15 protein-coding genes are annotated in these 16,986 nt (G+C 68.4%); 6 read left to right on the forward strand and 9 right to left on the reverse strand.

Translation table 11 applies throughout. The features are described from left to right. The first annotated feature begins 51 nt into the window (after nucleotides 1-51). Nucleotides 52-993 carry a methionyl-tRNA formyltransferase gene (gene fmt, locus NV401_RS09280; protein ID WP_261294137.1) on the forward strand — a complete coding sequence of 314 codons (942 nt, stop codon included), beginning with the start codon at nucleotides 52-54 and terminating at the stop codon, nucleotides 991-993. Then, nucleotides 990-1,733 (forward strand): tRNA pseudouridine(38-40) synthase TruA, encoded by a 744-nt coding sequence (gene truA, locus NV401_RS09285; protein WP_261294138.1) that lies wholly within the window; start codon nucleotides 990-992, stop codon nucleotides 1,731-1,733. The genes fmt and truA overlap by 4 nt, the downstream gene beginning before the upstream one ends. Here the strand turns inward: truA and NV401_RS09290 are convergent. The 6 genes from NV401_RS09290 to NV401_RS09315 form a co-directional block, all read right to left on the reverse strand. Beyond that, on the reverse strand, nucleotides 1,708-2,919 hold the full coding sequence (locus NV401_RS09290; RefSeq protein WP_261294139.1) for a class I SAM-dependent RNA methyltransferase: 1,212 nt from the start codon (nucleotides 2,917-2,919) through the stop codon (nucleotides 1,708-1,710). The two genes, truA and NV401_RS09290, sit on opposite strands and share 26 nt — an antisense overlap. Next, nucleotides 2,916-4,502, reverse strand: coding sequence for an NAD(P)H-hydrate dehydratase (locus NV401_RS09295; RefSeq protein WP_261294140.1), 1,587 nt, complete (start codon nucleotides 4,500-4,502; stop codon nucleotides 2,916-2,918). Before NV401_RS09295 ends, NV401_RS09290 begins: the two co-directional genes overlap by 4 nt. Then, nucleotides 4,499-4,894, reverse strand: coding sequence for a hypothetical protein (locus NV401_RS09300; protein WP_315369227.1), 396 nt, complete (start codon nucleotides 4,892-4,894; stop codon nucleotides 4,499-4,501). Before NV401_RS09300 ends, NV401_RS09295 begins: the two co-directional genes overlap by 4 nt. Beyond that, nucleotides 4,881-6,602, reverse strand: coding sequence for a dihydroxy-acid dehydratase (ilvD, locus tag NV401_RS09305; RefSeq protein ID WP_261294142.1), 1,722 nt, complete (start codon nucleotides 6,600-6,602; stop codon nucleotides 4,881-4,883). Before ilvD ends, NV401_RS09300 begins: the two co-directional genes overlap by 14 nt. A 237-nt stretch (nucleotides 6,603-6,839) precedes the next feature. Next, complete coding sequence (locus NV401_RS09310) at nucleotides 6,840-7,664, reverse strand: 4-(cytidine 5'-diphospho)-2-C-methyl-D-erythritol kinase (protein ID WP_261294143.1); 825 nt, start codon at nucleotides 7,662-7,664, stop codon at nucleotides 6,840-6,842. Nucleotides 7,665-7,907: 243 nt separating this feature from the next. Further along, a complete protein-coding gene (locus NV401_RS09315) occupies nucleotides 7,908-9,566 on the reverse strand; it encodes an electron transfer flavoprotein-ubiquinone oxidoreductase (RefSeq protein ID WP_261294144.1) in 1,659 nt (552 codons plus the stop codon). 117 nt (nucleotides 9,567-9,683) lie between these two features. Here NV401_RS09315 and NV401_RS09320 point away from each other — a divergent pair, with 117 nt between their 5' ends. Genes NV401_RS09320 through moaB form a run of 3 tightly spaced genes read left to right on the forward strand, consistent with a single transcriptional unit; the run spans nucleotide 9,684 to nucleotide 12,716 of the window. Then, nucleotides 9,684-10,421, forward strand: coding sequence for a uracil-DNA glycosylase (locus NV401_RS09320; protein WP_261294145.1), 738 nt, complete (start codon nucleotides 9,684-9,686; stop codon nucleotides 10,419-10,421). 23 nt (nucleotides 10,422-10,444) lie between these two features. Continuing rightward, nucleotides 10,445-12,199, forward strand: coding sequence for a lytic transglycosylase domain-containing protein (locus NV401_RS09325; RefSeq protein WP_261294325.1), 1,755 nt, complete (start codon nucleotides 10,445-10,447; stop codon nucleotides 12,197-12,199). After that, nucleotides 12,189-12,716, forward strand: coding sequence for a molybdenum cofactor biosynthesis protein B (moaB, locus tag NV401_RS09330; RefSeq protein ID WP_261294146.1), 528 nt, complete (start codon nucleotides 12,189-12,191; stop codon nucleotides 12,714-12,716). Before NV401_RS09325 ends, moaB begins: the two co-directional genes overlap by 11 nt. A 29-nt stretch (nucleotides 12,717-12,745) precedes the next feature. Here the strand turns inward: moaB and NV401_RS09335 are convergent, their stop codons facing one another. Continuing rightward, nucleotides 12,746-13,243, reverse strand: coding sequence for a YbjN domain-containing protein (locus tag NV401_RS09335; RefSeq protein WP_261294147.1), 498 nt, complete (start codon nucleotides 13,241-13,243; stop codon nucleotides 12,746-12,748). A 126-nt stretch (nucleotides 13,244-13,369) separates the two neighbouring features. On the opposite strand from NV401_RS09335, the gene NV401_RS09340 reads away from it, so the two are divergent. Then, complete coding sequence (locus tag NV401_RS09340) at nucleotides 13,370-14,440, forward strand: PA0069 family radical SAM protein (protein WP_261294148.1); 1,071 nt, start codon at nucleotides 13,370-13,372, stop codon at nucleotides 14,438-14,440. A 4-nt stretch (nucleotides 14,441-14,444) separates the two neighbouring features. On the opposite strand, the gene NV401_RS09345 is transcribed toward NV401_RS09340, so the two are convergent. Both NV401_RS09345 and NV401_RS09350 read right to left on the reverse strand, forming a co-directional pair. Continuing rightward, complete coding sequence (locus NV401_RS09345) at nucleotides 14,445-15,224, reverse strand: EAL domain-containing protein (protein WP_449325410.1); 780 nt, start codon at nucleotides 15,222-15,224, stop codon at nucleotides 14,445-14,447. A 90-nt stretch (nucleotides 15,225-15,314) separates the two neighbouring features. Then, nucleotides 15,315-16,904 (reverse strand): long-chain fatty acid--CoA ligase, encoded by a 1,590-nt coding sequence (locus tag NV401_RS09350; RefSeq protein ID WP_261294149.1) that lies wholly within the window; start codon nucleotides 16,902-16,904, stop codon nucleotides 15,315-15,317. Nucleotides 16,905-16,986 lie beyond the last annotated feature (82 nt).

Genomic DNA, 16,986 nt, shown 5'->3' on the forward strand with positions numbered 1-16,986 from the left:
GAACAGATAGGGGGTTGCGTGAGGGAATGCCAAGCGGCCAGAGCATGCGGCATGCGGATAGTGTTCATGGGTACGCCCGAATTCTCGGTGCCGGTGCTGCAGGCGTTGGTCGATGCGGGGCACGACGTGGTGGCGGCGTACAGCCAGCCGGCGCGGCGCAGCGGGCGCGGCAAGGCAGTGACGCCCTCCCCCGTGCAGGCGCGTGCCGAGGCGCTGGGCATCGCGGTACGCACCCCGGTGTCGCTGAAGGACGGGGGCGCACAGGCCGAATTCGCGGCGTTCGCCGCCGATGTCGCGGTGGTGGCGGCCTATGGGCTGATCCTGCCGCGCGCGGTGCTGGATGCGCCGCGGTTGGGGTGTCTCAACGTCCATGCCTCGCTGCTGCCGCGGTGGCGCGGGGCGGCGCCGATCCAGCGCGCGATCCTGGCCGGCGACGCCGAGACGGGCGTCGGCATCATGCAGATGGAGGCCGGGCTGGATACCGGGCCGGTGCGGCTCGAGGGCCGCACGGCGATCGACGGCAAGACGGCGGGCGGCCTGACCGACGAACTGAGCGCGATGGGCGCGCGGCTGATGGTCGAGGTGCTGGGCGATATCGCGGCCTACCCTGCAGTGGCGCAGCCGGAGGACGGCGTGACCTATGCGCCGAAGATCGACAAGGCGGAGACGCGGCTGGATTTTGCGCAGAGCGCGGTCGCGGTCGAGCGGCAGGTGCGCGGTTTCAACCCGCCGGGGGCGTGGTTCGAGGTTGGCGGTGAGCGCGTGCGGGTGCTGGCGGCAGACGTGGTCCCCGGCGAAGGCCCGGGTCCAGCTACGACCGGCCCGCAACAGGGCCCCGGCCTTCGCCGGGGAACGGTGGTGGACGAGGCGCTGACAATCCAATGTGCCGACGGCCTGATCCGCCCTACCCTGCTGCAGCGCGCCGGACGCGGCGTCATGACCGCCGGCGAGCTGCTGCGCGGCTTCCCGATCCCCAAAGGCACTCAGCTTTGACGCGGTTCGCGCTGACGGTGGAATATGACGGGCGGCCGTTCGCCGGGTGGCAGCGCCAGACGCACAGCCCGAGCGTCCAGGCGGCGATCGAGGCGGCAATCCTGGCGGTGACCGGGGAAACCGTCGCCGTCCATGCCGCGGGGCGGACCGATGCCGGCGTCCACGCAACCGCGATGCGCGCGCACGTCGACGTCGCCAAGCCGCTGACCGCGTTTCGCCTGGCCGCGGCGATCAATGCCAAGCTGGCGCCGGCGCCGGTCGCGATCCTGGAGTGCGTCGAGGTACCGGAGGATTGGCATGCGCGCTTCTCGTGCCTCGGCCGGCATTACGAATATCGCATCGTCATGCGGCGCGCCCCGCTGACCTGGGAGCGCGGGCTGGCGTGGCGCGTGCCGGTGGCGCTGGATGCCGAGGCGATGGCGGCGGCAGCGGCGCGGCTGATCGGGCGGCATGACTTCACCACCTTCCGCTCGGCGCATTGCCAGGCGGATAGCGCGCTCAGGACGCTCGACCGGCTCGACGTGGTGGCGTCGGGCGACCGGATCAGCGTGTTCGCCTCGGCGCGCTCGTTCCTGCATCATCAGGTGCGCTCGATGGTCGGCTGCCTGGCGCTGGTCGGGCAAGGCAAATGGACGCCCGACGACATGGCGGCGGCGCTCGCCGCGCAGGATCGCACGCGGCTCGGGCTGAACGCGCCGCCCGACGGGCTGTTCTTTATCGGGGCGGAGTATCCCGACTGAACTTGGCGGCGAGCTCGACATGCGTCGACCAGCGGAACTGGCCGACCGGCTGGATCCAGTCGAGCGTGTAGCCGCCCTTGCAGATTTCCTCCGCATCGCGCGCGAAGCTGCTGGGATTGCACGAGACATAAGCGATCGTGGGCACCTTGGCGGCGGCCAGCAGCAGCGCCTGTTCGCGCGCCCCGGCGCGCGGCGGATCGAGCGCGATGGCGTCGAACCGGTCGAGCTCGGCAGTGGTCAGCGGGCGGCGATAGAGATCGCGGTGATCGGCGAACACCGGGCGGCGCGCCTGCGCGGCGGCGCCCTTCAAGGACAGGATCGCATCGCGCGCCGCCTCGCCGGCATAGACCTTGGCCGAGAGCGCGAAGGTGAAGGTGCCGAGGCCGGCGAACAGATCGGCGATCGTCGCGGCGCCGGCAGTGGCGGTACGCACCGCCGCGATCAGCGCGCCCTCCCCGTCCGCAGTGGCCTGGAGGAAGGCGGCGACGGGCAGCGGCACGGGCACGCCGCTCAGCGTGACCGTCACCGGCTCGGGCTCCCAGCGCACCTCGGGCCCCATGCCGCTGTCGATCGCGAAGCGCGCGACGTTATTGGCCAGCGCAAAGGCGCTGATCGCCTCGGCGGCGTCGAGCCCTTCGGCTTCGATCCCCTCGATCAGCAGGTCGAGCCCCTGGTCGGCCTGCGTCAGATGCAGGCGGGCGCGGCGGTTCTTGCGCAGGAATTTGGCGAGCAGGACGCGCAATGGTGCGATGACGGCGAACAGTTCGGGGGTCAGCACCCAGCATTCGTAGATGTCGACCAGCGTGTGGCTGGCATTCTCGCTGAAGCCGATCTGCACCTTGCCGGCCTTGAGCTCGGCCTGCAGCGCGGCGCGGCGGCGCGTTTTGGGGGGCGAGAGTTGCGGCGCGCGGATGTCGGTGGCCAGATGGTGCGCGGCAAGCGCGCCGGCGATGCGGTCCACGATGAACTGGGCATAGCTCGCATCGTCGAGATGCTGGAGCTGGCAGCCGCCGCAGGTCGGGAAATGGCGGCACGGCGGCACCTGGTGGTGCGGACCGGGGAGCACCGCGCCGTCGGCGGTCAGCGTGTCGCCGGGCGCGGCCAGCGGCGCGCTGCGGCCGTCGGCGGTGAGGCCCTCGCCGCGCGCGGCGACGCGGATGATCGTGTCGTTCGTGGAATGCGTCATAGCGCGGCTCTAGCGGCACTCAGCGCCTGGGCAAGGTCGTCGGCGATAAAGGCGGCACCACAACGGCGCGCCGCCTCTCCGTGCAGCCAGACGCCGGCGGCGGCGGCCTCGAGCGGCGCCAGGCCGGCGGCGAGCATCGCGGCGATCGCCCCGGCGAGCACGTCGCCGGTGCCGGCGGTGGACAGCCAGGGGCTCGCGGCCGGCGCGACGCGGACCGCGCCGTCGGGCTCAGCGATGACGGTATCGGCGCCCTTGAACACGATCGTCGCGCCGGATTGGGCCGCGGCGGCGCGGGCGCGCTCGATCTTGCCGGCGGCCGACGCTCCGAACAGCGCGTCGAACTCGCCGCCGTGGGGGGTGAAGATGATCGGCGCATCGCGATGCGCGAGTTGGGTCAGGCGCGCGCCCCGCAGCAGGTGCAGCGCATCGCCGTCGATGACCAAGGGGTGCGCGGTGGCGAGCGCGGCGTCGAGCCTGGCTTCTGCTGCCGCATCACGACCCAGGCCGGGGCCGATCAGCAGGGTGTTTATGCGCGTCTCGGCGATCGCCTCGGTGCTGAACGGTTTATGGACCAACGCGTCGGGCCCGGCCGGATCGTCGCCGAGCAGCAGGACATAGCCCGCGCCGGCGCGCATCGCGGCGCTGCTGGCGAGCCGCGCCGCGCCCGGCATGCTGCCGGCGACGATCGCGACCATGCCGCGGCTATATTTGTGCGCGTCGGGGCCAGGCGGCGGCAGGGTCGGGCGCGCCAGGACCTGCACGCTGGACGCGGCGGGCACGCCGATGTCGAGGATGCGGACGGCACCGCAGTGGCGCGCGGCGGGCTGGAGCAGGTGGCTGGGTTTCGCGGCGGCCAGCGCGAGCGTGACGTCATAGCTGGGTATGGCGCTGAGCACGCGCCCGTCATCGGTGGTGACGCCACTGGGGAGGTCGATGGCGATGGTGAGCTGCGCGGCGTCGGCCAGCGCGCGAAGCTTGGTGGCGATCGGGGTCGCACTGTCGATGGTGCGGTCCGACTGAGCCCCGCCTTTCGCCGGGGAAGGCGCAACGGGGCCACTTGATGATTCCGCACCATTATTCGTCACCCCGGGCTTGACCCGGTGTCCCGCTGCTTCCTCGGTCAAGAAGCGGGACCCCGGCTCGAGGCCGGGGTGACGGGCGGGAGAGGTGTCGCCATTTTCCGCGGGGATCGCGTCCAGCCCGCGCGTCAGGCCAGTGCCGAACAGCGCGTCGATCAGGATCGGGGCGGGTTTGGCATCGACGAAGGGTTCGATCGGGCCAGCCCACCCTGCCCTTGCCGCTTTGGCGGCGTCGGTTTTCGGTTCGGCCAAGGCGGCGATGCGAACATCCAGGCCGGCCTCACGCAGCAGTCGCGCGACGACATAGCCGTCGCCGCCATTATTGCCCGGGCCGCAGACGATCAGGATCGCATTGGCCCCGGCCAGACGGCGCACCGCGGCGGCAATCTCCTGCCCCGCCCGTGCCATCACGCTCCCGACCGTCGCGCCAGCGGCAATCGCGGCATCCTCCGCCGCGCGAATCCCGGCGGCGGTGAGCAGCGGCTGGCCGGCCAGCGGCATCATGACGCCGGCGCGCCGCCCTTGACCGTGGCGGGGAGGCGATAGCGATTGCCGCCCAGCGCGACCTCGATCTCGTTGCCGGCGAGCACGCTGACCTTGGCCGGCTCCGCGCCGTCGGCCGCGATCACGCCGCGCCCGTCGCGCGTCACCAGCAGGCGGTGGAACGCGCCGTCGGGGTGGTGCAGCGTCAGGACCAGGCCCTGTTCGCCAAGTTCGCGATCGATCGTGCAGGCGCGGGTCAGCGCCCCCTGCCCGATCGCGCACAGCACGCGGCCGTCATCCGCCAGCGTCGCATTCTGCTGCGCCTCATATTTGGCGAGCGTGGCGTGATCGGTCTTCTGCTCGCCGCAGGCGGCAAGCAGCGGTAGCAACAGGATCGCGCTAGATATCCGCATAGACATGGGTTTCGGCCGCTGCTCCGGGGTGCGTGACGGCGCCCTTATAGGCCGGACCGACATTCTGCGCATAGCGCCACAAAGCACCGGACTGATAATCATTGGCGCGCGCTACCCAGGCGGTGCGGCGCGTGGCCATGACGTCGTCCGGCACCAGCAGGTCGATCGTGCCGATCTCGGCATCGATGCGAATCAGATCGCCATTCTCGACCAGCGCGATCGGGCCGCCCTCGGCCGCCTCGGGCCCGACATGACCGATGCAGAAACCGCGCGTGCCGCCGGAGAAGCGGCCGTCGGTGACGAGCGCGACCTTCTCGCCGAGGCCCAGGCCGTAGAGCGCGGCGGTGGTGGAGAGCATCTCGCGCATGCCGGGGCCGCCCTTCGGGCCTTCGTAGCGGATCACGATCACCTCGCCATCGGCGATCTCGCGCGCCTCGACCGCGGCGAACGTATCCTCCTCGCAATCGAACACCCGCGCCGGGCCTTCGAACACCAGCCGCTGCATGCCCGCGACCTTCACGATCGCGCCGTCTGGCGCGAGGCTGCCGCGCAGCCCGACGACGCCGCCGGTCGGGGTGATCGGCGTCCTGATGTCGTAGATCACCTTCTGGTCGGGGTTCCAGGTGACCTGGTCGATATTCTCGCCCAGCGTCTTGCCGGTCACGGTCATGCAATTGCCGTCGAGGAAGCCGCCCGAGAGCATCGTCTTCATCAGCATGTAGACGCCGCCCGCCTCGTACATGTCCTTGGCGACATATTGGCCGCCGGGCTTGAGGTCGGCGATGTACGGCGTCGATTTGAACGCCTCGGCGACGTCGAACAGATCGAACTCGATCCCCGCCTCGTGCGCCATCGCCGGCAGATGCAGCGCGGCATTGGTCGAGCCGCCGGTCGCCGCGACGACGCGCGCGGCGTTGATGAACGCTTCGCGCGTGCAGATATCGCGCGGGCGCAGGTTCAGGTGGATCAGCTCCATCACCTGCGCACCCGCGGCGATCGCGATCTGTTCGCGCGTGCTGTACGGTGCGGGCACCATGTTGCTGTTCGGCAAGGACAATCCGATCGCCTCGCCGACGCACGCCATGGTGTTGGCGGTGAACTGGCCGCCGCACGCGCCGTGCCCGGGGCAGGCGACCTTTTCCAGCTCGTGCAGATCGGCGATCGGGCAATTGCCGGCGGCAAACTGGCCGACCGCCTCGAACACGTCGACTACCGTCACGTCCTTCTCGTGATAGCGGCCGGGCAGGATCGAGCCGCCATAGACGAAGATGCTCGGCACGTTGAGGCGGAGCATCGCCATCATCATGCCGGGCAGCGACTTGTCGCAGCCGGCAAAGCCGACCAGCGCGTCATAACAATGGCCGCGCACGCTGAGCTCGACCGAATCGGCGATCACCTCGCGGCTGACCAGCGAACTCTTCATGCCCTGATGGCCCATGGCGATGCCATCGGTGACGGTGATCGTGTTGAACCGGCGCGGCATGCCGCCGGCGGCGTTGACGCCGGCCTGCGCGGCATCGGCCTGCGCGTCGAGCGTGGTGTTGCACGGCGCGCTGTTGTTGCCGGCCGAGGCGAGCGCGACGAACGGGCGCGCAATCTCCTCCTCGCTCAGGCCCATCGCATAATAATAGCTGCGATGCGGCGCGCGTTCGGGACCCACCGAGACGTGACGGCTGGGGAGCGAGGCTTTGTCGAAGGAGCGTGTCATGCGCACGCCTATGTCGCGAGAGGCGGGTTTGACGCAAGTCTATTGCGCGAAAAAGGACGGCGAGCACGTCGCTCGCCGTCCTTCGGAGATGACGCCCGTCAGGGGATCATCAGCGGACGCTGCGCAGGGCGCCGGATCCGTTCGCCCTCATATCAGCAAGGAGCGGGCCAATGGCGGTTTTGTGCGATTCTCGAATCCCGTGACGGGTCGGCCGTCCCAGAACGGGCCGGTCGAGCGTTACGCGAGTGTCGATTCGAGACACCACCAGTCGGGTTGAGCGGCGCGAATCTGTGCTGCGGCGGCGCTTCGGGCGTCGACGCTGTCGTAGAGCGCGAAGCAGGTGGCGCCGGAGCCGGACATGCGCGCGAGCAGCGGATCGCCCGCCTCGAGCCGGTCGAGCACCGCGCCGATCGCGGGCGCGAGAAACCGCGCGGGCGGTTCGAGATCATTGCGCCCGGCCCGCGCGCGGTCGAGCATCGCCCCGTCGGGGATCGCGCCGCGGTCGATGCCGTCCCAGCGCTGGAACACGGTGGCGGTGGACAGCGCCACGTTCGGGTTGACCAGCAGTACGGGGATGTCCGTCAGGCCATCCAGCGGCTCGAGTTGCTCCCCCCGGCCCGTGCCGAGCGCGTTGCGGCCATAGAGGCAGGCGGGCACGTCCGAGCCGAGCGTATCGGCGCAGGCGAACAGCGTGGCATCCTCCAGCGGAATGTCATGGAGCCGGGCAAGCGCGCGGAGCGTCGCCGCCGCGTCCGCCGAGCCACCGCCGATGCCCGAGGCGATGGGCAGGTTCTTGGTCAGGGTGATCGCGTAATCTTGTTCGATCGCAAAGCGTTGGGCGAAGATGCTGGCGGCGCTTGTGACGAGATTGTCGGCGCTCGGGTCGAGCCCTGCGGCGAACGGGCCGTCGATGGTGAAGCTGGCTGGGCCGGGCTGGAGGCGAATTTCGTCGCCATGCCGCAGGAAGGCGAACAGCGTCTCGAGCTCGTGATAGCCGTCCGCGCGGCGCCGGCGAACGTGCAGCGCGAGATTGATTTTCGCGGGGGCGGGTTCGCGGATCATCGACTATCACTCCCTGGCGCTTCCCCGGCGAAAGCCGGGGCCCAGTCGTGGAACGGCAATTGGCTGGCGCTGCGCACCGTTACTTCAACCTTCTCAACTGGGCCCCGGCGTTCGCCGGGGAAGGCTGCAAGGGTTCAGAATCGCGCCGCGGCAAAGCCGCGTCGTCGGCCGGCGCTTGGAGCGCCGCCGGCCGGGCGTGCCTTGCGGCGCGACGCAGCGTCGCTGCGTCTGGCCCGGCACGCCTCACATATTCGGATAGTTCGGACCGCCGCCGCCCTCCGGCACCACCCAGTTGATGTTCTGCGTCGGATCCTTGATGTCGCAGGTCTTGCAGTGGACGCAGTTCTGCGCGTTGATCACGAACTTCGGATTGCCCTCTTCCTCGCCGACAATCTCGTAGACCCCGGCCGGGCAGTAACGCTGCGCCGGTTCGTCATACATCGGCAGGTCGTATTCGACCGGGATGTTGGGGTCCTTGAGCGTCAGGTGGACCGGCTGGTCCTCCTCGTGATTGGTGTTGGAGATGAACACCGAGGACAGGCGATCGAAGGTCAGCACGCCATCGGGCTTGGGATAGTCGATCTTCCTGACCATGTCCTTGCGCCACAGGCTCTTGTGATCCGGATGGTGCTTCATCGTGAAGGGCATCTTGATGCCGAAGCTTTCCAGCCACATGTTGATGCCGGCGAGGCCACTGCCGATCAGATCGCCGAACTTCTCGACCAGCGGCAGCACGTTGCGGACGATCGACAGCTCCTTCTTGACCCAGCTCTGCTCGAACGCCGCCGGGTAAGCGGCGAGCTCGTCATGCTGGCGCTGCGAGAGCACCGCCTCGACCGCCGCCTCGGCCGCCATCATGCCGGATTTCATCGCCGTGTGCGTGCCCTTGATGCGCGGCACGTTGAGGAAGCCGGCGCTGTCGCCGATCAGTGCGCCGCCCGGGAAGACGAGCTTGGGGATCGCCTGCAGCCCGCCGTCGCTGATCGCGCGCGCGCCATAGCTGACGCGCTTGGCGCCCTTGAGCAAGGCGGCGATCTGCGGGTGCGTCTTCCAGCGCTGCATCTCGTGGAACGGCGAGAGATAGGGGTTGGAATAATTGAGCCAGGTGACGAAGCCGAGCGACACCTGGCCATTGGCCTGGTGATAGATCCAGCCGCCGCCGTTCGAGCCGGTTTCGCTGAGCGGCCAGCCCTGCGTGTGGATGACGCGGCCGGGCACATGCAGCTCGGGATCGATGTCCCACAATTCCTTGATGCCGAGGCCGTAGACCTGCGGCTCGCTATCCTGGTCGAGCGCGAACTGGCGGATCAGCCCCTTGGAGAGATGTCCGCGCACGCCTTCGCTGAAGAAGGTATATTTGGCGTGGAGCTCGAGCCCCGGCGTGTAATCGGGCTTGTGCGTGCCGTCGCGCGCCACGCCCATGTCGCCGGTGGCGACACCCTTGACCGAGCCGTCCTCGTTGAACAGCACTTCCGCCGCGGCAAAGCCGGGGAAAATTTCGACGCCCAGCTCTTCGGCCTTGCCGGCGAGCCAGCGGCACAGATTGCCGAGGCTGCCGGTATAGGTGCCCTTGTTGTGCATGAAGCCGGGCGTGACGAAGTGCGGCATGCTGAACTGCTTGCCCTTGGTCAGGATCCAGTGCTGGTTGTCGGTCACCGGCACTTCGGCCAGCGGGCAGCCGTCCTCGCGCCAGTCGGGCAGCAGTTCGTCGAGCGATTTGGGATCGATCACCGCGCCGGACAGGATGTGCGCGCCGACTTCCGAGCCCTTTTCGAGCACGCAGACCGAAATGTCCGCCTCTTTCGCCGCTGCTGCCTGTTTGAGGCGGATCGCCGCGGAAAGGCCGGCAGGCCCCGCGCCGACGATCACGACGTCATAGGGCATGGATTCGCGTTCGCTCACTCTTCGTCTCCATCAGCGATCGTGCCCGGGCGCTCTTGTCGCGCGGCTGCAACGTCCTGTCCAACTTGCGGTGCCAGCAGATTGACCTTCGCGTCAACATCCCGCCTATGGGGATATATGGGGGCCGATCAGAATTACGACTGGAAACAAGCGGCGGCGAGCGCGCTCGACTGGTGGCAGGATGCCGGCGTCGACACGACGATCGACGAGCTGCCGCGCAACTGGCTGGCGCCCCCCGCCCCGCCTGTCTCCACGCCCGGCACCGTCAAAATCGTCGCGCCGCCGACGGTGTTGCCGGACACGCTGGCGGAATTTGCCGCCTGGCGTGCCGGCGCCGACGCGCCCGAGGCGACGTGGCACGGCAAGGGGATCGTCGCACAGGGCGATCCCACGTCCGACCTGCTGATCCTGATCGACATGCCCGAACGTGAGGATGCCGAGAGCGGACAGCTGCTGAGCGGCGCGGCCGGGCGGCTGTTCGATCGCATGCTGGCGGCGATCGGGCGGACGCGCGAGACGATCTATCTCGTCGCGGTGTGCACCACGCGCCCGGCGGCGGGCCGGGTCGCGCCGGAAATGGAGGCGCGCCTGCACGAACTGGCGCAGCATCACGTCGCGCTGACCGGGGCGAAACGCGTCCTGCTGATGGGCAATGCGCCGAGCCGTGCACTGCTCGGGGCGGATGCGATGCGATCGCGCGGTAGTTTACACCCGCTTAACCTTAAAGCTGGCACGGTGTCGGTCGATATCGAGGCGGTCGCGAGTTTCCACCCGCGCTTCCTGCTCGAGAAACCGGCGGCCAAGGCCGAAGCATGGAAAGACTTGCAGATGCTGATCGAGGGATTGGAATCGTGAGAAACGTATTTCTGGCCGGTGTGATGGCGTTGATACCGTTCGGTGGGGCGTTCGCCAGCACGGCCGCGCCCGTGCCCGCCCCCGTACTCGCACCGTATGAAGCGCCGCGCACCGACGGCATCCCGGATCAGCTCGATTCGGGGCAGCGCGACGGCTATCGCACCGTCTTCGCGGCGATCCGCGAGCAGCGCTGGCTCGATGCGCAGGTGCAGCTCGATTCGATGAAGCCCGGCCCGCTGCACGCGATCGCGCGCGCGGAAATGCTCACCGCCAAGGGTTCGCCCAAGGCCGAACTCGATCCGCTGATGAAGCTGCTCGCCGAGGCACCCGAGCTGCCGCAGGCGACGCAGATCTATGCAATGGCGAAGTCGCGCGGCGGGGTCGGCCTGCCGCCGCTGCCCGAAGCGAACCGGCTCACCTGGCTGGGCGGCGCGCCGGTGCGGCTGCGCGCGAAAAGCATCAAGAGCGACATGACGGCCGCCGAACTGGCGATCAAGATGCAGCCGTTCGTCAAGGCGGACGACGGCGCATCGGCGCAGGCGCTGCTCGAATCGACTCCTGGGCTGAGCCCCGAGGCGCTGACCGAGTGGCAGCAGAAGGTGTCGTGGATCTATTACCTGCAGGGCAATGACCGGTCGGCGCGCGAGATGGCATCGAAGGCGGCGCAGGGCTCGGGCGACTGGGCGATCCAGGGCGATTGGGTCGGTGCGCTGGCGGCGTGGCGGCAGAAGGATTGCGCCGCCGCGGGCCAGGCGTTCGAGCGCGTTTCGGCGCGCGCCGGCGATATCGAATTGCGCTCGGCCGGCCTGTACTGGGCGGCGCGCGCCGACATGGCCTGTGCCCGCCCCGATCGGATCGAGGCGCGGCTGAAGAGCGCGGCGCAATATCGCGAGACGTTCTACGGGCTGCTCTCGCGCCAGGCGCTCAACATTCGCGACGTGACGCCCCGGGCCGACAAATATGTCGCCAGCGACTGGCAGATGCTCGGTCGCCGCCCCAACGTCCGCGTCGCCGCGGCGCTGGTCGAGATCGGCGAGAACCGGCTGGCCGACGAAGTGATCAAGCAGGAGGCCAAGCTCGGCAGCCCGCAGGAATTCCCTGCGCTGGTGCGGCTGTCGAACAGCTTCAACCTGCCCGGCACGACGGTATGGCTGTCGTATAACGGCCCGGTCGGCGCGACGACCTCGGTCGCGGCGCGCTATCCGCAGCCGAACTGGACGCCGGACGGCGGCTGGCGCGTCGACAAGGCGCTGGTCTATGCCCACACGCTGCAGGAATCGCGCTTCCGCACCGACGTGGTCAGCCCGGCGGGCGCGTACGGCCTGATGCAGGTGATGCCGGCGGCAGCGACCGATATCGCGCGCAAGCATGGCCGGCTGTACGATCGCACGATGCTGTCGCGCCCCTCGGTCAACATGGAGGTCGGCCAGTCCTATCTCGAGCAATTGCGCGATCTGCCGCTGACCGGCGGGCTGCTGCCCAAGGTGATCGCCGCCTACAATGCCGGGCCGGCGCCGGTGCAATTGTGGAACGCGCTGTCGCGCGACGGCGGCGATCCGCTGCTGTACATCGAATCGATCCCGTACTGGGAGACGCGCGGCTATGTCAGCACGGTGCTGCGCAATTACTGGATGTACGAAAGCCAGAGCGGGAAGACCGTGTCGCCGAGCCGCACGGCCCTCGCGCAGGGCATGTGGCCGCGCTTTCCCGGCATGGCGGGTGCCAGCAGCGTGCGGCTGACCGCGGCGCCCAAGGGTGTGATCCTCAGTGCCAATTGACGAGAGCGCGACGTTCAAGCCGGTCCGTATTGCCGTCCTGACGATTTCCGACAGCCGCCGGCTGGCGGACGATCGATCGGGGCAGACGCTGGTCGACCGGCTGACCGCGGCGGGGCATGTGCTGGCCGACCGCAGCATCGTCACCGATGACGTGCCGGCGATCGTCACCAAGCTGCACCGCTGGATCGACGACGATCAGGTGGATTGCGTGATCACCACCGGCGGCACCGGCGTCACCGGCCGCGACGTGACCCCCGAGGCGATCGAGCAGATCCAGGACAAGGCGATCCCCGGCTTCGGCGAACTGTTCCGCTGGCTGAGCTTCCAGACGATCGGCACCTCGACGATCCAGTCGCGCGCCTGCGCCTGCGTGACGCGCGGCACCTATATCTTCGCGCTGCCCGGCTCGACCGGCGCGGTGAAGGACGGCTGGGACGGGATCCTGGTCCATCAGCTCGATAGCCGGTTCAAACCATGCAACTTCGTCGAGCTCATGCCGCGGCTGATGGAGCGCTGAGCGATTCCCGCGTCCCGCGAGGGGGGCAGCTATTTGATACCGGCGGCGGCCTTCTTCTCGTCGAGGAACTTGCCCAGATCGGCATCCATCGTCGTGAACCAGTCGAGATAATCGGCGAAATTCTTGTACGTGGTATGCCCGATCGCGCTGACATAGACGTAGTAGACGAGGTCGCCATCGCCATCGACGGCGATCTTCAGGAAGCGTTTCTTGGCGTTCCATTCGTTGGTCAGCGCGGGCGTGAAATAGGGCTGCTTCTTGTACCAGGACTGGAATTCCAGCGATTCGCACGCCGTGTCCGCCTTGCAGCCGTAGAAATTGACCGAGAATTCGCTGCCGTTGGCGGCGCTGGCGATATAGCTGCCGCCGCTCTTGCTCTGCTTGATCTCGGCGCGATAGCCGGCCTGCATGATCAGCCCGGCGACGGTCTTGATGTCGCCGATATCGACCGTGGCCTCCTTCTGCGCGGCCGCCGGCAGCGGCGCGATCATCATCACCGCCGCGGCGGTAAGAGCCTTCAGAACCATCGTCTTTTCCCCCTGCCCCGCGCGAGTCGCGCGGGTCCCCCGGGGCGATATTGCGCATGCCCGCGGCCGCTGCCAATCCCTGATCTGTGTTCTTGCTATGTTCCGGAAAGGTGATACACCCTTGCCATGGCCAAGGATCGAGCCGTGCGCGGTGCAACGCTGAACGACGAAAGCCGGCGGTTCAACCTGCCGCAGACCGAGGCGGACGGCGACTGGCTCGATGCGCGGGACGATCTCGACGGTGCCGCGCCAAAGCTGCGCACCAGCGTGACGGTCGAAACGGCGCGCACGATCATCTCGCGCAACAGCTCGCCCGACATCGGGTTCGATCGCTCGATCAACCCCTATCGCGGCTGCGAACATGGCTGCATCTACTGTTTCGCGCGGCCGACCCATGCCTATCACGATCTGTCGCCCGGGCTGGATTTCGAAAGCCGGCTGTTCGCCAAGCCCAATGCCGCCGATCTGCTGCGCGCCGAACTGGCCAAACCCGGCTATGTGCCGCGGCCGATCGCGTTCGGGACGAATACCGATCCCTATCAGCCGATCGAGCAGGACTGGCGCATCACGCGGGCCTGCCTCGCGGTGCTCGCCGAATGCGATCATCCGCTCACGATCACGACCAAGTCGGACCGGGTGACGCGCGATATCGATCTGCTGGCGCCGATGGCGGCCAAGGGGCTGGCTTCGGTCTGCCTGTCGATCACCTCGCTTGAGCCGCGCATCGCGATGACGCTGGAGCCGCGTGCGCCGGCCCCTGCCCGGCGGCTGGCGGCGGTGCGCAAGCTGAGCGCGGCGGGCATTCCCGTCTATGTCTCGATCGCGCCGGTGATCCCGGGGATTACCGATCACGAGCTCGAAACGATCGTCGCGCAGGCCGCCGCGGCCGGCGCGCGATCGGCCTTCTTCATACCGGTGCGCCTGCCGCACGAGGTCGCGCCGCTGTTCCGCGCCTGGCTCGACACGCATTTCCCCGATCGCGCGGGGAAGGTGATGGCGACGATCCGTGATCTGCGCGGCGGGCGCGACAATGATCCCGGTTTCCACACGCGGATGCAGGGCCAGGGGCCATGGGCCGAACTGCTGCGCACCCGCTTCCGGATCGCGTGCCGCAAGGCCGGGTTCGGCGACGCACGGATGGCGGTGCGCAGCGATCTGTTTCGCCCGCCCGCCGGCCCGCAGGGCGAGCTGTTCTAGCGCGTCACGCCGCGCGGGCGGTAACGCCGTCATCGGGCAGGACGATCGCCGGCAGGCGCTCGAACGCCGGCGTGGCGAGCAGATAGCCCTGGACGAGGTCCACCCCGAGCGATCGCACCGCATCGAGCTCGGCAGGCGTCTCGATCCCCTCGGCGATTACCCGGATGCCGAGCCGCGCGCACAGGCCGACCACCGCCTCGACGATCATCCGTCGCGGCAGGCTGGCATCAATGCCCCGCAGCAGCTCCATGTCGAGCTTGATCACATCGGGCTGGAAGCGCGCGAGCAGATTGAGCCCGGCATGGCCCGCGCCGAAATCGTCGATCGCGGTGGTGAAGCCCATCGCGCGATAGGAATCGATGATGGTCCGCACGTGATCGGGATCGTCCATCCGCTCGTTCTCGGTGAATTCGAACATCAGCCGGTCGAGCGGCAGGCCGGTGGCCCGCGCGGTGCGCAGCGTCAGCTGGATGCAGGCGGCGGGCGAATAGACCGCGTTGGGCAGAAAGTTGATCGACAGCCGCGCGCCCGTCTCGACAATCCCGGCGGCAACCGCGCGCTCGATCGCGGCGACGCGGCAGCGCTGGTCGAACGCGTAGCGGTTGTCCTCGGTCACCTGTCCCAGCACCGCGGCGGCCGAGGCGCCGTCTGCCCCGCGCACCAGCGCTTCATAGGCCCAGGGTAGGCCCGTCTTCAGGTCGACGATCGGCTGGAACGCCATCGAGATGTGGAAGTCGAGCGACGCGCCGTCGCGACATCCCGAACAGGGCGTCTTGAGTGTCATTCTGTCGCGATAGCGCGCGCGCCTTAACAACCTGTGTTAAGCCGATGTTTTTCTAGTGCTATTGCCAGATCGCGCGATCTGCCGGGCGGGTCAGCCTTCGCCCGCTTTGTAATCCTTGTACAGGCGACGCAATTCCGTCTTCAGCAACTTGCCGGTCGCGGTGTGCGGCAGGCTGTCGACGAACAGGATGTCGTCGGGCAACCACCATTTGGCGACATGCTGGCCGAGATGCGCGATGATCTCGGGCGGCGTCACCGCATGGTCGGTCTTGCGCACGACGAGCAGCAGCGGGCGCTCGTCCCATTTCGGATGGTAGATGCCGATCGCGGCGGCTTCGGCCACGCCCGGGCAGCCGATCGCGGCGTTTTCGAGATCGACCGAGCTGATCCATTCGCCGCCGGACTTTATCACGTCCTTGGCGCGGTCGGTGATCTGCATCGTGCCGTCCGGATGGAGCACCGCGACGTCGCCGGTATCGAACCAGTTATCGGCATCGACGGCATCCTCGGCGGCGCCGAAATAGCGCTGCACGATCCACGGTCCGCGCACCTGCAGCCGCCCCGACGAGACGCCGTCGCGCGGCTGCTCGCGATCCTCGTCGTCGATCACGCGCAATTCGATCCCGAACGGGATGCTGCCCTGGCGCTGCAACATGTCGAGCTGTTCGTCGCGCGACATGCTCTCCCAGCCGGGCGGCGGGCTCGCCGCGGTGGCGACCGGCGACGTCTCGGTCATGCCCCACAGATGCGTGACCTTGATGCCCATATCGAGGAAGCGGGCGATCATCGCGCGCGGCGCGGCGGAGCCGCCGACGGTGATCTGCTCGACCGTCTCCGGCCGTTCGCCGGTCGCGTCGATATGCTGGAACAGCGCCAGCCACACGGTCGGCACGCCGCTTGCCAGCGTAACGCGTTCGCGGTTCATCAGCCCGCACAGCACCGCGGCATCGTTGACCTGGCTGAACACCATTTTGCAGCCGGCGAGCGGCCCGGCGAAGCACAGGCCCCAGGCGGCGGCGTGAAACAGCGGCACGATCGGCAGGATCGTCGTGCTGGCGCCAAGCGTCATCACCGCGGGCGAGGCGGCATGCATCGCATGGAGCAGCGTCGAGCGGTGCGTGTACAGCACGCCCTTGGGATGGCCGGTGGTGCCGCTGGTATAGCAGAGCATGCACGGTTCGCGCTCGCCGCCCTCGACCCAGGCATAGTCGCCGTCCTCGGCATCGAGCAGCGCCTCGAACGCGCCGTCATCGAAGCAGATATAATGGTCGATGCTGGTCCAGTGCGGCTTGAGGCGATCGACGATCGGCTGGAACGCCCTGTCGTAGATCAGAACGCGGTCTTCGGCATGGTTGGCGATATAGACGAGCTGTTCGTCGAAGAGCCGCGGGTTGATCGTGTGGACCACGCCGCCCATGCCGATCGTGCCGTACCAGGCGATCAGGTGGCGGTGATGGTTCATCGCCAGCGTGGCGACGCGGTCGCCGGGCGCGATGCCCATTCGTTCGAGCGCCTGGGCGAGCTTCTTCGAATCGTTCGCGATCCCCGCCCAGTTGCTGCGGGTTTCGCTGCCATCGGCCCAGCGGCTGACGATCTCACGCTGGGCATGTTCGCGGGCGGCATGATCGAGCAGCCGGGGGACGCGTAGTTCGAAATCCTGCATTCCACCCAGCACGCTCATCTCCTGTTCCGCTATGGTGCGGTTATGGGCGTGCAGCATAAGGACGGCACCGCCGGGGGCAATCCCGGGTGTGTAACGAAAT

It is taken from the genome of Sphingomonas hylomeconis (assembly GCF_025370105.1).
In the GTDB taxonomy this organism is placed as follows: domain Bacteria; phylum Pseudomonadota; class Alphaproteobacteria; order Sphingomonadales; family Sphingomonadaceae; genus Sphingomonas; species Sphingomonas hylomeconis.